Annotated in this window: 13 protein-coding genes and 2 riboswitches; of the genes, 8 read left to right on the top strand and 5 right to left on the bottom strand. The window is 47.4% G+C overall.

Translation table 11 applies throughout. From position 1 onward, the window contains the following. The first annotated feature begins 258 nt into the window (after window positions 1–258). From AN963_RS25615 to AN963_RS25585, 7 genes are all read left to right on the top strand, one after another. Window positions 259–1,335 (top strand): sensor histidine kinase, encoded by a 1,077-nt coding sequence (locus tag AN963_RS25615; protein WP_083497108.1) that lies wholly within the window; start codon window positions 259–261, stop codon window positions 1,333–1,335. Further along, window positions 1,332–1,976, top strand: a complete 645-nt coding sequence (locus AN963_RS25610) for a response regulator (protein ID WP_055747344.1) — start codon at window positions 1,332–1,334, stop codon at window positions 1,974–1,976. The genes AN963_RS25615 and AN963_RS25610 overlap by 4 nt, the downstream gene beginning before the upstream one ends. A 196-nt stretch (window positions 1,977–2,172) precedes the next feature. Then, window positions 2,173–3,372 (top strand): FAD/NAD(P)-binding oxidoreductase, encoded by a 1,200-nt coding sequence (locus tag AN963_RS25605; RefSeq protein ID WP_055747343.1) that lies wholly within the window; start codon window positions 2,173–2,175, stop codon window positions 3,370–3,372. A gap of 38 nt (window positions 3,373–3,410) precedes the next feature. Next, the gene (locus AN963_RS25600) at window positions 3,411–3,986 is read left to right on the top strand and encodes a DUF1641 domain-containing protein (RefSeq protein WP_055747342.1); all 576 of its coding nucleotides are present in this window, start codon (window positions 3,411–3,413) and stop codon (window positions 3,984–3,986) included. Window positions 3,987–4,009: 23 nt separating this feature from the next. Next, complete coding sequence (locus AN963_RS25595) at window positions 4,010–5,419, top strand: MBL fold metallo-hydrolase (RefSeq protein WP_055747341.1); 1,410 nt, start codon at window positions 4,010–4,012, stop codon at window positions 5,417–5,419. Window positions 5,420–5,517: 98 nt separating this feature from the next. After that, on the top strand, window positions 5,518–6,297 hold the full coding sequence (locus AN963_RS25590; protein WP_055747340.1) for a sulfite exporter TauE/SafE family protein: 780 nt from the start codon (window positions 5,518–5,520) through the stop codon (window positions 6,295–6,297). A 241-nt stretch (window positions 6,298–6,538) separates the two neighbouring features. Further along, window positions 6,539–6,693: riboswitch (cyclic di-AMP (ydaO/yuaA leader) on the top strand. Window positions 6,694–6,879: 186 nt separating this feature from the next. Beyond that, complete coding sequence (locus AN963_RS25585) at window positions 6,880–8,697, top strand: APC family permease (protein ID WP_055747339.1); 1,818 nt, start codon at window positions 6,880–6,882, stop codon at window positions 8,695–8,697. Between the two features lie 95 nt (window positions 8,698–8,792). Here the strand turns inward: AN963_RS25585 and AN963_RS30595 are convergent. The 4 genes from AN963_RS30595 to AN963_RS25560 all read right to left on the bottom strand — a co-directional run bounded on the left by AN963_RS30595 (window position 8,793) and on the right by AN963_RS25560 (window position 12,852). Further along, a protein-coding gene (locus AN963_RS30595) for an IS3 family transposase (protein WP_152985712.1) occupies window positions 8,793–10,141 on the bottom strand; the annotation gives its coding sequence in 2 pieces (ribosomal slippage) (window positions 8,793–9,697 and window positions 9,697–10,141; 1,350 coding nt in all). Window positions 10,142–10,233: 92 nt separating this feature from the next. Next, window positions 10,234–11,418, bottom strand: a complete 1,185-nt coding sequence (locus AN963_RS25570) for a NupC/NupG family nucleoside CNT transporter (RefSeq protein ID WP_055747338.1) — start codon at window positions 11,416–11,418, stop codon at window positions 10,234–10,236. A 394-nt stretch (window positions 11,419–11,812) separates the two neighbouring features. Next, window positions 11,813–12,484, bottom strand: coding sequence for an LrgB family protein (locus AN963_RS25565; RefSeq protein ID WP_055747337.1), 672 nt, complete (start codon window positions 12,482–12,484; stop codon window positions 11,813–11,815). After that, complete coding sequence (locus AN963_RS25560; RefSeq protein ID WP_055747336.1) at window positions 12,481–12,852, bottom strand: CidA/LrgA family protein; 372 nt, start codon at window positions 12,850–12,852, stop codon at window positions 12,481–12,483. The genes AN963_RS25565 and AN963_RS25560 overlap by 4 nt, the downstream gene beginning before the upstream one ends. 110 nt (window positions 12,853–12,962) lie before the next feature. On the opposite strand from AN963_RS25560, the gene AN963_RS25555 reads away from it, so the two are divergent. Further along, a complete protein-coding gene (locus tag AN963_RS25555) occupies window positions 12,963–13,862 on the top strand; it encodes a LysR family transcriptional regulator (RefSeq protein WP_055747335.1) in 900 nt (299 codons plus the stop codon). A gap of 47 nt (window positions 13,863–13,909) precedes the next feature. Here AN963_RS25555 and AN963_RS25550 read toward each other — a convergent pair whose 3' ends face one another. Then, complete coding sequence (locus AN963_RS25550; RefSeq protein WP_055747334.1) at window positions 13,910–15,358, bottom strand: amino acid permease; 1,449 nt, start codon at window positions 15,356–15,358, stop codon at window positions 13,910–13,912. A 120-nt stretch (window positions 15,359–15,478) separates the two neighbouring features. Next, window positions 15,479–15,665: riboswitch (Lysine riboswitch) on the bottom strand. Window positions 15,666–15,708: the final 43 nt, after the last annotated feature.

The following is a 15,708-nucleotide window of genomic DNA, read 5'->3' as shown; positions in this document are numbered from 1 at the left end:
TTTGCGTAAAGATAGGGGAACCCACCTATACGCTCTTGCCTTGGCAAAGATTACGATGAAATCAAGGTCGACCCGGATGACAGCATGTAACATATGGAGGAATGAAGAAGGATAACGTGACACTTGCTCGAATCCTGACTTCATTGACTCTGGGGTTTCATATAATCTTTGCTGTGCATGGACAGCATCAACAGTCCCGAGATGGGCAAGGAAAGAAACAGGGATGAGCTGGAAACTACTACGGTCGGAGGATCCATTATGTATCAAAGCCCAAGCTTTTTTGAACGGTATGGCGAAGAGGGGAAGACGCTGGAGGGCAGCTATCTGAAACAGATCTTTGACCACCTGCAGGATGGGATTATTCTCATGGATCAGGAGAGAAGAATTCTGGTGATGAATCCGTCCGCAGTTAGACTGACCGGATGGAAGGTAGGAGGAAAGGTCCCGTACTGCTCCTATTGTCAGACGAGAAAACTGACAGAGGGGGAGGAGCGTTGTTACTTGGTGTCAAAGAGAGAGGTACCGTACTTTCTGTCTTCGATGCCTACCTATGAGGGGCGATTCGTCGACATGGAGATGAGCACGGCTGTCATCTATGAAAATGGTGAACAAAACAAGCAGGAGGTTCTGCTGGTCCTCAAAGATTTGACGGCTAAGAAAAAGGAAGAAGAGGCCAGAATTTCCAAGCTGGTTTTGCAAAAAACGCTGGAAGCCCAGGAGAACGAGCACAAGCGGTTGGCGCAAGAGCTGCACGATGGTGTCGGACAATCGCTTTATTCCGTTTCTGTAGGCATTCAAGCCATTCAATCACGCATCAAGCAGGAAGAGCAGTTCAGCGAGTACATGCAGGAGATCGTGGAGGAATTGGAAAAAGCGATCCAAGACGTCAAGCTCTATTCGCTCCAGCTCCGCCCGCACAGTCTCGACCAGCTAGGACTGATTCCGACAGTGAAGCATCTTGTTTCCAGCCTGAACAGAACGCATAAGGACGTTTCCATCACGTTTACCTACAGCAATGTCAGCGATAGACTGCAGCCTGTCTTGGAGGTCAATTTGTACCGTGTCATTCAGGAGGCACTGCACAACGCCTTGAAATATTCGAAAGCGACGCTCATCGAAGTCATCCTGTATAAAGAAGACGATGAGCTGACCCTGAAGATTCAGGACAACGGCATCGGATTTGACCGCGATCAGGTGAAGGCAGGTCTGGGTCTCAAGCATATGGAGGAGAGAGTGGATCAGATGGAAGGGAGCCTGCAGATTCACTCGATTTTGCAGGAAGGGACAGTAATCAAAGTAAACATTCGGGCAGTTACAGGAGGGGAGGAGGAGTGATACGGGTACTGCTGGTGGATGACCACACGATGATTCGGAAAGGGCTGCGGGTACTTTTGGAAGGATACCCCGAAATCAAAATCGTCGGGGAAAGCCACAATGGCAACGATGCGATTCTCAAGTCCATTTCGTTTGCGCCGGATGTGGTCTTGATGGATTTGTCGATGCCCAATGGTTTGGACGGGTTTAGCGCAAGCGCAGAGATCCGCAAGCTGGCTCCGTCTGTAAAAATCGTGATCTTGACGATGCATGATGAAGAGATTTTCGTCCAGAAGGCAGTCACCGTAGGAGCGCATGGGTACATTTTAAAAAACAGCCATGGGGAGCTGCTTTTTCAGGCGATCGTAGAGGTGTACGGTGGGAAACATTTTTACAAGACCTCCGTCTCGCAAGACATCGTCAGGCAATGGCTGAAATCGGAGTCCAAAAAGCTGCCTTCGGTTTTGACCGACCGCGAAAAGGAGATCGTCCGGCTCATCGTGCTGGGCTATGCCAACAAAGAGATCGCCGATAAGCTGTCGATCAGCGTCAAGACTGTGGAAAATCACAAGACAAATATTATGCAGAAGCTGGAGCTGGATTCGAAGCATGAATTGATCCAATATGCGATCAAAAACAGATACTTGGATTTGGCGTTTTAATAGGCGTGCCCCTTGCGTTGCCGATTGGCAGTTCAAGGGGCTTTTTTTGCTTTTGGAATGCTTTTTCGTCATGATCGGGCGCTCAGAAAAGTAGGGGAGTTCCCCTATATGGAAAAAAGGATACACGAATAAACTTATAGATAGAGACACGCTTCTTTACGAAAAACCAAGAAACGAAATGCAAAAGGAGGCAACTATGGCAAAACAAGCTCGTTATTCTGTTGTCATTGTGGGGGCCGGTACTGCCGGTATTTCTGTAGCTGCCCGCTTGGTACGGGGCTCCAAAAAGCTCAAAGGGCATATCGCCATCATTGATCCCGAAACCAAGCATTATTACCAGCCATTGTGGACTTTAGTCGGCGGTGGTGCAGCGAAGAAGGAAGAGTCGGAGCGGGAAATGGGTTCGTTGATTCCTGACGGCGTAGAGTGGATCGCCGATGCCGTAACAGCCTTTCATCCAGAACAAAACTCGCTGGTTACCCAGACAGGTACAACGATTTCCTATGACTACCTCGTGGTGGCTGCAGGATTGCAGATTCATTGGGACGGTATTAAAGGACTGAAGGAAACGGTTGGGAAAAACGGGGTTTGTAGCAACTATTCGTACCAAACAGTAGACAGCACATGGGATAACATCCGGAACTTCAAAGGCGGAACGGCTATCTTTACGCATCCGAATTCCCCTGTAAAGTGCGGGGGTGCTCCGCAAAAAATCATGTACCTTGCTGATGACTACTTCCGCAAGTTGAATGTTCGTAATCAGTCCGAAATCATTTTTGCATCTGCAAAAGCAAGCATTTTCGATGTTGCGAAATACGCCAATACGCTCGACAAGGTCGTCCAACGCAAGAACATACAGACGATGTACAAAAGAAATCTGATCGAAGTGCGTCCAGATACAAAGGAAGCCGTTTTCGAGAATTTGGATACGAAGGAGCAGGAAGTGTTGAAGTACGACATGCTTCATGTGACCCCTCCGATGAAAGCGCCTGATTTTATCAAGGGAAGCTCGCTAGAAGATGCAGGGGGATGGGTGGATGTCGATCCGTATACGCTGCAGCATAAAAAGTTTGCCAATGTTTTTGGAATTGGTGATTGTGCCAATCTCCCGACGTCCAAGACAGGGGCTGCGATTCGCAAACAGGCTCCCGTAGTCGCACAGAATCTGCTCGCTCTGCAAAATGGCTCTCCTCTGGCTGCAACGTATGACGGGTATACGTCTTGCCCGCTGGTAACCGGGTACAACAAATTGGTGCTGGCTGAGTTTGATTACAATCAGTTGCCGCAGGAAACCTTCCCGTTTGATCAGTCCGAGGAGCGATTCAGCATGTATGTGATGAAAAGAGAGCTTCTTCCTGTGATGTATTGGAACGGAATGCTAAAAGGGTTGATGTAAGGCAGGCTCAGGTGGGAAAGAGAGGAGGAGAACGAAATTTGAACGAGATCAAGGAACCGAAAAGTATGGACATGGGGTTGGAAGAGCTGGCTGATCCAGAAGTGCAGGAAGCGATTGCCGTCTTGATCCGCAAGCTGCCCAGGATCAAAGACGCGGTATTGGCAGCGGAGCAGGGGGTGGATTTGGCGACATCCATCCTTCAGGATAAGGAGTCGCTTGGCTCCCTTTTCGATAGGCTGGGGCAGAAGTGTGCTCCATATCGTGTAGAAAAGGAATCGATCCTTGCCCTGTTTTCATTGCTGGAGAAGATGCCCAAGCTGCTGAAATATGTAAACACGATCGAGCAAGTGGCCGATTTCGTGGAAAGTGTCGGGCAGGACAAACAATCCCAAGAGTATTTGCTTAAGGGAATGAAAGGGTACATTGCCCCTGTCACTGCCCAGGTGGAAACCGGGGTTGCCGTCTTCCGTGAGGCAAAAGAACGGGCCAAGAACAATCACGAAGCCATCTCCATTTTCGGACTTTTGCGTCTGCTCAAGGATCCTACTGTTCAGAAGACGCTGCGCTTTACCCAATCGCTGCTCGAGGTGCTGGCGGAAAAATCAAGTAAATGATGATGTAAGGGGAGGAATACACCATGTTGTTGCGTTACTTTTACGATGAAAAGCTGGCTCATGCATCCTATCTGGTCGGTTGTCAAAAGACGGGCGAAGCGATTGTGATTGACCCCAGCCGCAACCTGGAACCGTATTTTCAGGTAGCGAAAGCAGAGGGTGTGACGATCGTAGCAGCTACAGAAACCCATATTCACGCCGATTTTGTCTCTGGTGCGCGTGAACTCGGAGCTACACATACGGCGAAGTTGTTTTTATCCGATGAAGGGGGAGACGATTGGAAATATCAATATGCGGAAGGATTGAATCATCAATTCGTGCATGACGGCGATCAGTTCTCCATCGGAAATCTGATTTTTGAAGTCATGCATACCCCTGGACATACGCCGGAGAGTATTTCCTTCCTGTTGACAGACCGCGGCGGAAGTGCAGATCGTCCCATCGGGATTTTCACAGGAGATTTCGTCTTTGTGGGGGATATCGGCAGACCAGATTTGCTGGAGAAAGCAGCAGGAATCAAGGGGACTTCTGAGGCTGGTGCGAGAGAGATGTTCAAGTCTCTCCTAAAGTTCAAGCAGCTCCCGGATTATTTGCAGGTATGGCCGGCACATGGAGCAGGGAGTGCTTGCGGGAAGGCGTTGGGGGCAGTTCCGTCAACGACAGTCGGTTACGAAAAGCTTTTTAACTGGGCACTATCCTACACCAACGAAGAGGAATTCATCCAAGCCCTTCTCGATGGTCAGCCGGAGCCGCCTAACTATTTTGCTGTGATGAAACGTGTCAATAAAGAAGGTCCTGCGCTGCTTAAAGATCTGCCAGTCGTGACAGAAGTCACCTCGATGGAGAAAGTGAAGGAACTGCTGGAAAACAGACAGATCGTGGATACGCGCCCATCCAAGGAATTCGCGAAAGGACATGTGGAAGGCACACTCAACATTCCCTTCAACAAATCGTTTGCCAACTGGGCGGGTTGGATCGTCGATTATGAACGCCCTGTATACTTCCTGACGAATCCGGACGAGCGGGACGAGATTCTCAAAGCGGCGCGTTCGGTAGGTATTGACCAGATGGCAGGCTTCATCAACAGTGACAAAGTCTTCAGAAGCGGGGAGTTTGCTCTGGAAACCTATGCGGAGGTCACGCCTTTGGAGATCGCAAAATCTGTGGAAAACGAAGAGGTGTACGTAATTGATGTGCGAAATCTGACCGAGTGGCAGGAGGGGCACATTCAGAACGCGCAGCACATCATGCTGGGAACCCTATCGGGACGGCTCGATGAAATTGCAAAAGACAAACCCGTTCTTGTGCAATGCCGCTCCGGTGCTAGATCCGCTATTGGTGCCAGCATCCTACAAGCGAACGGGTTCAAGCAAGTACAGAATTTGAGCGGCGGCTTTGTCCAATGGCAAAAGGACGGTCAGGCGTTCGAATAACTAGACTCTATCCCAGTCTTCGCACAAGTCGGTTCAACCCTTTACTGGGGGGATGCCGACTTTTGTTTCTTCCGAACAGAGCAATGAAGGAGGAGCCAATGACATTCAGCCTCATCATCACACTGTTTTTAATCGGGTTCGTAGGATCGTTTATCTCGGGCCTCGTCGGAATTGGAGGCTCCATTATCAAATATCCGATGCTCCTCTACATTCCTCCCGCACTTGGGTTTGTTGCGTTCACTGCCCACGAAGTATCCGGAATCAGCGCCGTTCAAGTGTTTTTCGCGACGATTTCGGCTGTCTTGGCTTTGCGCAAAGACAAATTGATTCATTATCAGCTTGTTCTGTATATGGGAAGCTCCATCATCGTCGGCAGCCTGCTCGGGGGATATGGCGGCAAATACCTCTCGGCTGATGCTATCAACGTTGTCTATGCTGTTTTGGCCACCATTGCCGTGATCATGATGTTTATGCCGAAAAAAGGAATCGACAGCCAAGAAATAGCTGACGTTACGTTCCATAAGCCTACGGCCATGCTATCAGCTTTGATTGTCGGAGTCGCCTCCGGAATTGTCGGAGCGGCAGGCGCGTTTATCTTGGTTCCGATCATGCTGATTATTCTCAAGATCCCTACAAGAATCACCATTGCCTCATCTCTAGCCATCACATTCATTTCTTCCATCGGATCGACGATTGGGAAAGTCATGGCAGGTGACGTACTGCTCTGGCCATCCGTGATTATGGTGATCGCTAGTATTTTGGCTGCGCCGATCGGGACCAAGGTTAGTAAAAGGGTGAATACCAAAATCCTTCAGGCTGTTCTGGCTCTCTTGATACTAGCCACGACGATAAAAATCTGGACGGATATCCTTTTGTGAGAATCGGGCATACTCAGCAGAGAAGCGAAACGCTATGCGGAACAGGTTCAAACGACATTGTATGTCCTCGCTCATTAAGGAGAGAGTAATCGTTATCGGGTGTCCGGTAAGTAGATCAATCTGCTTACCGGAGCACCTATTTTTTTGAAAAAATAAGTCGATTCGGGTCTTTACAAGTATGATTCCATGGGAGTAATATTTGTTTCGTGATGCACAACCTAGATTATGATCTGATCAGATCAGATCAGATTCGCTGAGTCCGTAACATGGGAGCGGGGAAACCAACCGTGGCTGTAAACTTAAAGCCACATGGGGTGAATCTCGAACATTTCGAGTAGGGTGACTCTTACATCCGAATCCGTCAGCTAACTCCGTAAGCGTTTCAAGAGAGGTAACATTTACTTTGTGTATGAATGACATAGTTTATTTCGCTATGCCCAGAAGCCAAGTGAGTTCCTTCTCGTTCGGCTTCTTTTTTGTTCCAATTTCAGGGCGGAAAGGAGTGGTTGGAAAAAACTACAGTTTATTGGTTGGTTGTAAGAGAGGGGAAACTAACGGGAAATGCTAGCGAGGAGAATGAACATGCTATCGGGGATGAAACGATTTTTGATCGGCAGACCGATGAAGTCAAAAGAGCTCGGGGAAGAAAAATTATCGAAGGTAAAAGCGTTGGCAGTATTATCATCAGATGCCTTATCTTCCGTAGCCTATGGAACGGAACAGATTCTTCTGGTGTTAGTTACGCTAGGGGCAGTCGCGCTTTGGTACTCGATTCCCATATCAATTGCAGTCGTTGGTCTTTTAACCATTCTGGTTTTGTCTTATCGCCAAACGATCTTTGCTTACACAACAGGCGGAGGAGCGTACATTGTAGCCAAGGACAATTTTGGGACTTCGACAGGGTTAGTAGCAGGCGGCTCCTTACTCGTAGACTACATTCTGACCGTAGCGGTGAGTACATCCGCTTCTACGGATGCTATTACCTCGGCTTTTCCTGTACTGCATGATCACCGCGTCCTGATTGCATTGATCATGATCATAACGGTGACGATCCTGAATTTGAGGGGAATCACAGAATCCGCAACCATTTTAATGTATCCCGTGTATCTTTTTGTTGTTGCTATTTTTTTATTGATTATTGGTGGTGGTTACCAATGGTTGGCGGGGAATGTGCATGCACAAGCACCCGTGTATGGCGTAGCGGTGCCAGGGATAACCCTATTCCTGCTTTTGCGGGCATTCAGTTCAGGGTGTTCAGCGCTTACAGGGGTAGAGGCAGTCTCGAATGCGATCCCAAATTTTAAGGAACCTGCACCCAAAAACGCAGCATTGACCTTGATCATGATGGGACTGATCCTCGGGGTCATGTTCATGGGCATTAGCATGTTGGCTTATGTGTATGGAATCGCTCCAGCGGCTAAGGAAACGGTTGTCTCGCAAATTGCATCAGCCGTATTTGGAAGAGGAGTCATTTATTACTTTATCCAAGCGGTCACGGCGCTCATCTTATTTCTCGCGGCGAATACCGCATTTGCAGCCTTTCCACTTCTGGCGTTCATGTTAGCGAAAGACCGATTTATGCCTAACATGTTTATGGTACGTGGCGATCGTCTTGGTTTCTCCAATGGTATTATTTTTCTGGGCATTCTTTCCGCCATCCTGGTTATTGCTTTTGGTGGAAAAACAGAGAATTTGATTCCTCTGTATGCGCTTGGTGTCTTTATTCCTTTTACGCTGTCCCAAGCAGGAATGATGAAGCGCTGGATGACGAAAAAGCCCCCAGGATGGTTTACCCCTTTTATCATTAATACCATCGGGATGCTGACGACTCTTACCATTTGCCTGATATTCTTGATTACGAAATTCTCGCAGGTATGGACGATTTTCATCTTTCTTCCGATCGTCATTTTTATCTTCCGGAAAATTAATGGCCACTATAAAGATTTGGCCGATGAGTTGCGAATCGACATTTCCGTAGACAAACCACAACCAAAAGGCAGTGTAATCGTAATACCTGTTGCAGGTATTTCACAAGTAGTGAAAAATACGATTAGCTATGCGCAATCCTTGGCAGATGACATTGTCGCTGTATACGTGGGGTTCAATGATGAAGACATCAAGAAAATGGAGGAAAAATGGGAACAGTGGAATCCAGGTGTGCGACTGATCGTACTACGTTCCCATTACCGAAGTATTATCAAGCCGTTGTTTAAATTCATTGATACCGTGGAATGGAAAAAGGCCGATACAGATCATGTGACGGTCATGATTCCACAGTTTATTACCAAACGTTGGTGGCACAATCTGCTCCATAACCAAACAAGCTTTTTCCTGCGAGCGTACTTATTTGCACGGCAGGATGTCAAAATCGCAACGGTACCTTATCGCTTAAAAAAATAACCAAATGTGGCTGCAAAGCAAACGGATACTTTCACGGAAATCGAAAAACAGGCATATGTCTGAAGTGACCCCTAAAAGTTAGACATGTAATGTAATTAAGCGACATGTAAGGTTTGAGTTCGGTATTGTACCGGACTCAAGCCTTTTAATTTTGTCTTAATTCGTTTGAAGTTATAATAGTCGATGTAGTTTGCTAACTCTTGCTTAAAATGTTCAATACTCTCAAATTCTTGTGTATATAAAAATTCCGATTTGAGGATACCAAAAAAGTTCTCCATTACGGCATTATCATAACAATTTCCTTTTCTCGACATACTCTGGGTGACGTTCTTTTCTTTTAAGGCGTGCTGGTACTTACTCATCTGGTAATGCCATCCTTGATCCGTATGGATCAAGAGGTGGTCTTGTTCGGTTAATCGTTTAAAGGCTTCTTCCAGCATCTTTGAAACAAGAGAATATCTTGGTCTTGAGTCGATTGTATAGGCAATGATCTCTCCGTTAAACAAATCGAGCATTGGTGATAAATAAAGCTTTTCACCAAATAGCTTAAATTCCGTAATATCCGTTACCCACTTTTCATTGGGTTTTTCTGCTCGGAAGTTACGATCCAAAACATTTGGAGCGATCTTACCAACATTCCCTTTATAGGAACGATACTTCTTCATACGAACAATACTTTTTAAGCCCAACTCTTTCATCAATCGCTGTACTTTTTTATGATTCACCTGGTGCCCAAGATTTCTGAGCTCGTCCTTAATCCGACGGTATCCATAGCGGCCTTTATGTTCATGGAAAATAGCCTGAATCAACGTCTTCATTTCAGCATGTTTGTCTGGGCGACTTATCGTACGAACGAAGTAATAATAGGAACTCCGTGGTATTCCCGCCAATTGGAGTAGCGCTTTAATGGGGAATTCAGTCCTTAGTTCAAACACTACTTGCGCTTTGTCTTGGTTTGTAATTTTTCCTTGCTTTGAACTAAGGCATTCAACTTTTTTAAATAAGCATTCTCCATACGTAAACGCTCTACTTCTTGCTGTAATGCCTCGACTGATCCTTCAACAGGTGTTACATTCTTGTTTCCCTTTTTCATCGTTGGACGCCCCTTTTTCTTTGGAATAAGGGCGTCTATTCCGCATGAATGAAATTGAATCCTCCATTTTCGGATTAAAGCGGGAGAGGGAATTTGAAAAATGGCGGCAGTTGCATTCGGAGACGTCCCGTGGGTATTCATATAATTGAGTACGTCCAGTTTAAACGGAGCTGTGTAGCTTGTATAGGACTTTCTAAACGCTTCCGCGCCATTTTGCTCGTATTGCATCACCCAAACTCCAATCATAGCTTTGGTTGCACCAATAGACGCAGCAATGGAAGCATGAGTTTCTTTGCCGTCTCTCCAACGAAAAACCGCGGATAATTTATCTTCTGGAGAAAATTTGGCCATATAAAATGCACCTCCAATTGTTAGGTGTGTCTAACAATTGGGGTGCATTTCAGTCGTGTGCCTGTTTTTCGTTGTCTACCTCATTTAATTTTTCATAAGAAGACTCCGATAATGGTTGCGGATAAAACGGAGGCGAGTGTTGAGCCCAGCAGTAATTTTAAGCCGAATTTGGCGACAAGGTCTCCCTGTTTTTCATGCAGTGCCTTGACGGCGCCTGTAATGATGCCGATAGAGCCGAAATTGGCAAAGCTGACGAGGAATACCGAAACGATCCCTACCGTTTTCGGGGATAGGCCGTTAGCGATCTCTTTGAAGTTCAGCATGGCAACGAATTCGTTGGTGACAATTTTCGTAGCCATGATGCCGCCCGCCTGGACAATATCAGATTGAGGAACCCCCATTAAGAAGGCAACAGGAGCAAAGATATACCCCAGCACAGATTGAAAGGAAAGGTGGAATACCCACAAAAAAAGTTCGTTCACCAGATTCATTAGCGCAATGAAACCGATCAGCATCGCCGCGACAATGACAGCGACTTTTAACCCATCAAGGATGCTTTCGCTGATCATCTGGAAGAAAGCGGGTTTATCCGTTTCATCCTGGGTCAGGGGCAGATCATCTTCATCAGCCAGTTCGTATGGATTCATGATGTTGGCTACGATTAATGCCGACAGAATGTTAACGACGATGGCAACCACAACGTATTTCGGCTCCAGCATGGTCATGTAGGCGCCGACAATCGCTATGCTTACCGCGCTCATCGCCGAGGTGCACAGCGTGTAAAGGCGCTTCTTGGAGACGAGCCCCAGCTGCTTTTTGGTAGTCAGAAACACTTCCGATTGCCCCAGAAAGGCAGAAGAAACCGCAATGTAATTCTCCAGCTTTCCCATCCCGTTTAATTTGCTTAGCGTAAGACCTGCATATCGGATGATGAAAGGCAGGATTTTGAAATGGCTGAGAATCCCAATCAAAACAGAGATAAAGATGATGGGAAGAAGCACATCGAGGAAGAAGTTGGAAACCCCGGTATTTTCGAGCCCTCCGAACACAAAATCGACCCCGCTAATTCCCAGCTTCATCAGCGCGTCAAAGCCGTTTGAGATAAAACGAATCAGATCAATCCCGATGCTCGTATTCAATAAGAGAAACGCCAATACAAGCTGCGCCACAATCATTTTTAGGATGGGGGTAAGCTTGATCCCTTTGCGATTATTGCTGGCCACGTATCCTATGCCGGATACGAACAACAATCCCGTAACAAAAAAGACGATATTCATTTCTTCTCTCTGCCTCCTGTTGCACTGACTTGATGCATGATGATTTTGGTAGTATCGCTTACAGTTATTTTGGCCCTGGAAGTAAGACAATTAACAAGCCCAAACAGGATTTTCTTTCTCATGAGTCAGACCTGCTCCATTGGGAGAAGAGTGCGCATCTCGAGCGTCCAGGAATTATTTGCGGCCAAAAGAAGAAAGTGCTATTTCGCGCATGCAACTGGAAGTGCTGCTGCTTGAATACTCCCCAACTATTCTTTTTGTGGAGCATGACAAGGAATTTTGCAATAATCTTGGTACAAAGATTATCGAACTCTAAGATGAAAAAGAGCCGAAGCAAATGCTTGGCTCTTTTTGTTATTCCGTTCTCATTTCGCTTCTATTCTCTATTATTTCCTTACTGTATGACGATCGTAGCAACCAGCTGCGTCACCAAAGCCGCGAGGATCATTGAAATACTCGAAACGGTCCCCGTCACCGATCCGATCTCAAAGGCCTTGGAAGTCCCGGCGCCATGCGCGCTAGTGCCCAACAGGACACCGCGAGCGATGTCATCCTGAATCTTGAGATACGAAATCACATAAGGACCAATAAAAGAGCCTAGCAGCCCGGTGATGAGCACGAGCACAGCCGTAATCGAAGGAACGCCACCGATCATTTCCGAAACATTCATGGCAATCGGCGTAGTGATGGACCGTGGGATCAAGCTGTACATCACCTGTTTGTCTACGTGCATGAGCAGAGCCAACAAGGCGGAGGAGACAACGGCTACTGCTGAACCCGACATGACACTGACCAGAATTTGCGCGGCGTGTTTCTTCAATAAAGGATAATGCTTGTATAACGGTACCGCAAAGGCAATCGTAGCGGGCTGGAGCATGTAAGCCAGCCATTTTCCACCGGCGTTGTAAGATTCGTAGGCGGTATGAGTGCCAATCAATAAACAGACAAGAACGACAGGTGTAAACAGCAGCGGTGAAAACAGCAGAATCGGTTTGAAGCGATAAAGCCTTTTTGCAATCAAGTAGAGTGCAATGGTGAACAAGAAGCCCAATATACCGCCGATCATGATCGCAGATGCTCCTTCCGTTTGGCGATGCGCTGTGCCACTAGTCCGCTACTTGCCATTACAACGGCTGTACCAATCGCAATGACGAAAAAGATTTGAACGCCTTCGTGCAGCATAAGATTTTGATAAGAGATAATTCCAACAGATGGCGGAATGAAAAATAACAACAGTTCAGCCAAAAGAAAGCTCGCACCGACTTCGATCCATTCCAGGCGCAACCATTTCATCTGTAGCAGAAAAAATACCACAAACATACCGATGATGCTACCGGGAATCGTTAGACCCAGCCAGGCGACGAGTGCGTTCATTAGTATGGAAACGATCACGAAAAAAGCAGCTTGTGCAATGATTTTGAACCATTTTCTCAAGATGTCCCTCTCCCTCTAAGAAAAGTGTACATCGTCTGATTCCATAGGTAAAATGCATATATAGAATCATTTGGATTCATGATATCTATCGTTAACCGGAGGGATGTTTGATGGATATCCGACATTTGCAATACTTTTTGGAAGTAGCGCGACACAACAGCTTCACGAAGGCTGCACAGGCGCTCTATATCACGCAACCAACGATCAGCAAGATGGTCCGAAATCTGGAGGAAGAAATCGGGGTGGAGCTGTTCGAGCGCGTAGGGAAGCGTGTCTCGTTGACTGATGCAGGATGGGTGTTGTTCTCACAGGCAGAAGTGATGGTCAAATCATTCGAGAACATGACTGTCCATATCAACGAGCTGATGGAGCTGAAGAGAGGAAGACTCCGCATAGGACTGCCGCCGATGGTCGGTGCCAGCTTCTTTCCACACGTCATCGGCCGGTTTTGTGAACAATATCCAGGAATTCGGCTGGAGCTGTTCGAGGCAGGTTCCAACAAGGTGGAGGCAGATGTAGGCTCAGGCATGCTCGATTGTGGTGTGATCCTGCTTCCAGCCAAAGAAGACATCTTTGACCACTACTCGTTCGTCAATGAAAACATCATGCTGGTCGTTTATCCGTCCCACGCGCTGGCAGATCGCGTAGAAGTACCTTTTAGCGATCTAGAAGGTGAGCGGTTCCTGCTGTTCCACGAAGACTTTGCCCTGCATAACCGCATTGTAGATGAATGCGTGCGGGCCGGGTTCCATCCCCATGTCGTCTACAAAAGCTCCCAATGGGATTTTCTCAGTGAGATGGTAGCGGCTCATATCGGGATTACGCTCTTGCCTGAGACGATTTGCAGTGAACTGGATGAGGAGCGCTTTCGCATCATTCCATTAGTCAGCCCGACTCTCAAGTGGCATCTGGGGATGATCTGGAGAAAAAATGCATACCAGACGTTTGCCATGCGTGAATGGATCCGTTTTTCACAAGAGAGTCTCCCAGCATGCAACTCATTCAAATAAAAAGCTCCTGGTCACCCGTAAAAGGGGATGGCCAGGAGCTTCTACGATTAATGAGTGTTTTCATCCATGCTGAAGTCTACCTTGTCGAGAGGGACCAGCTTGGTCTTCCTAGAAAATTTGTATCCCAGCCAAACCACGATAAACAGCGGCAGACCGATGTAGGAGACCATGGCACCGTTCCAGTCGATCGCATCGCCGGTGAATGCCGTGTAGTTTTGTCCAATAATGACCACACAGCAAATGATGAAGGCGAGAATCGGACCAATCGGGAACCATTTCGCTCGGTAAGGAAGCTCCGCCAAATCGCGCCCTTGGGCAAGCATTGCCCTGCGGAAGCGGTAATGGCTGATCGCGATCCCCAGCCAAGCGATGAAGCCGGACATACCGGACGCATTCAACAGCCAAATGTATACCGCGCCATCCCCGAACAGGGAGGACAAAAAGGCGAGTGCACCGACGAGAGCCGTCACGATCAAGGAGTTGATCGGAACACCATTGCGAGTGACTTTGGTAAACCATTTTGGTGCTTTGCCTTCTTTGGCGAGCACCCACAGCATCCGGGTAGAAGCATACATGCCGGAGTTACCAGCAGACAGGACAGACGTGAGAATGACTGCATTCATGACAGATGCTGCAAAAGCAAATCCTGCTTTTTCAAATACGATGGTAAACGGACTGATGGCAATATCCGCGATGTCTCCGCTGATCAGATTCGGATTGTCGTATGGAACCAACAGGCCGATGATCAAGATTGCCAGGATGTAGAACAACAGGATGCGCCAAAAAATTTGACGGATTGCTTTCGGGATGTTGCGAGCAGGGTTTTCGCTTTCGCCAGCTGCTACACCGACCAGCTCCGTTCCTTGAAAGGAGAAGCCGGCGATCATGAAGACACCGAGAATGGCCATGAAGCCACCGTTGAATGGTGCCTCACCTTTGGTGAAGTTCGTAAAACCGACTGCTTCACCGCCCATGATACCGAAAATCATCAACACACCAATAATGATAAACACGATAACCGTGACGACTTTAATAAGGGCAAACCAATATTCGGACTCACCATATGATTTGACGGATAAGACATTCAGGCAAAACATGATGACGAGAAACAATGCGCTCCAGATGATCGATGGGACATCCGGTAGCCAATATTTCATAATGAGTGCGGCAGCCGACAGCTCGACAGCAATGGTAATGGCCCAGTTGTACCAATAGTTCCAGCCAAGTGCAAAGCCCAAGGATGGGTCGACAAAGCGTGTAGCATAGGTGCTGAATGAACCGGAGACGGGCATGAAAGCCGCCATTTCTCCCAAACTGGTCATGAGGAAGTACACCATGATACTGATAGCGGCGTACGCTGCCAAAGCACCACCAGGCCCAGCAGAGTGAATAGAACCTCCACTCGCAAGAAACAATCCTGTACCAATGGAGCCCCCGATGGCAATCATCGTCAGGTGGCGAGCTTTGAGCCCACGTTGCAATTGATTTTCTGACATATGCGTGTTGCACGACCTTTCTCTAGGTTGTTTAGTACGGAAGGAAGGTCGGAAACGAAAAAACCGCCTCAAGCCAAAGAATGGCATAGGGCGGTATCATCCAATCCCCACCAAGCCTTCACTGAAGATAGCACACCACGTCTGCTCGGCAAGCAAACGTGACAGTTCTGTCCCTTTCGAGAACAGCCCCAACCCATGTGTACAGAGATACACGATAGATTTCGGCGGATTTTCCCTCTTCTGTAGTCTTAGATTTCGTCTGAATCTCGTACAGAATACTATAAAAGCCGCGACCTCTACCCTCACCGTGAAAGATGAGGATAACATGTATGGAATTAAATTTATTTATA

Origin of the sequence: Brevibacillus choshinensis (assembly GCF_001420695.1) — a bacterium.
Taxonomy (GTDB): domain Bacteria; phylum Bacillota; class Bacilli; order Brevibacillales; family Brevibacillaceae; genus Brevibacillus; species Brevibacillus choshinensis.
This window is presented reverse-complemented; position numbering and strand designations above follow the sequence as displayed.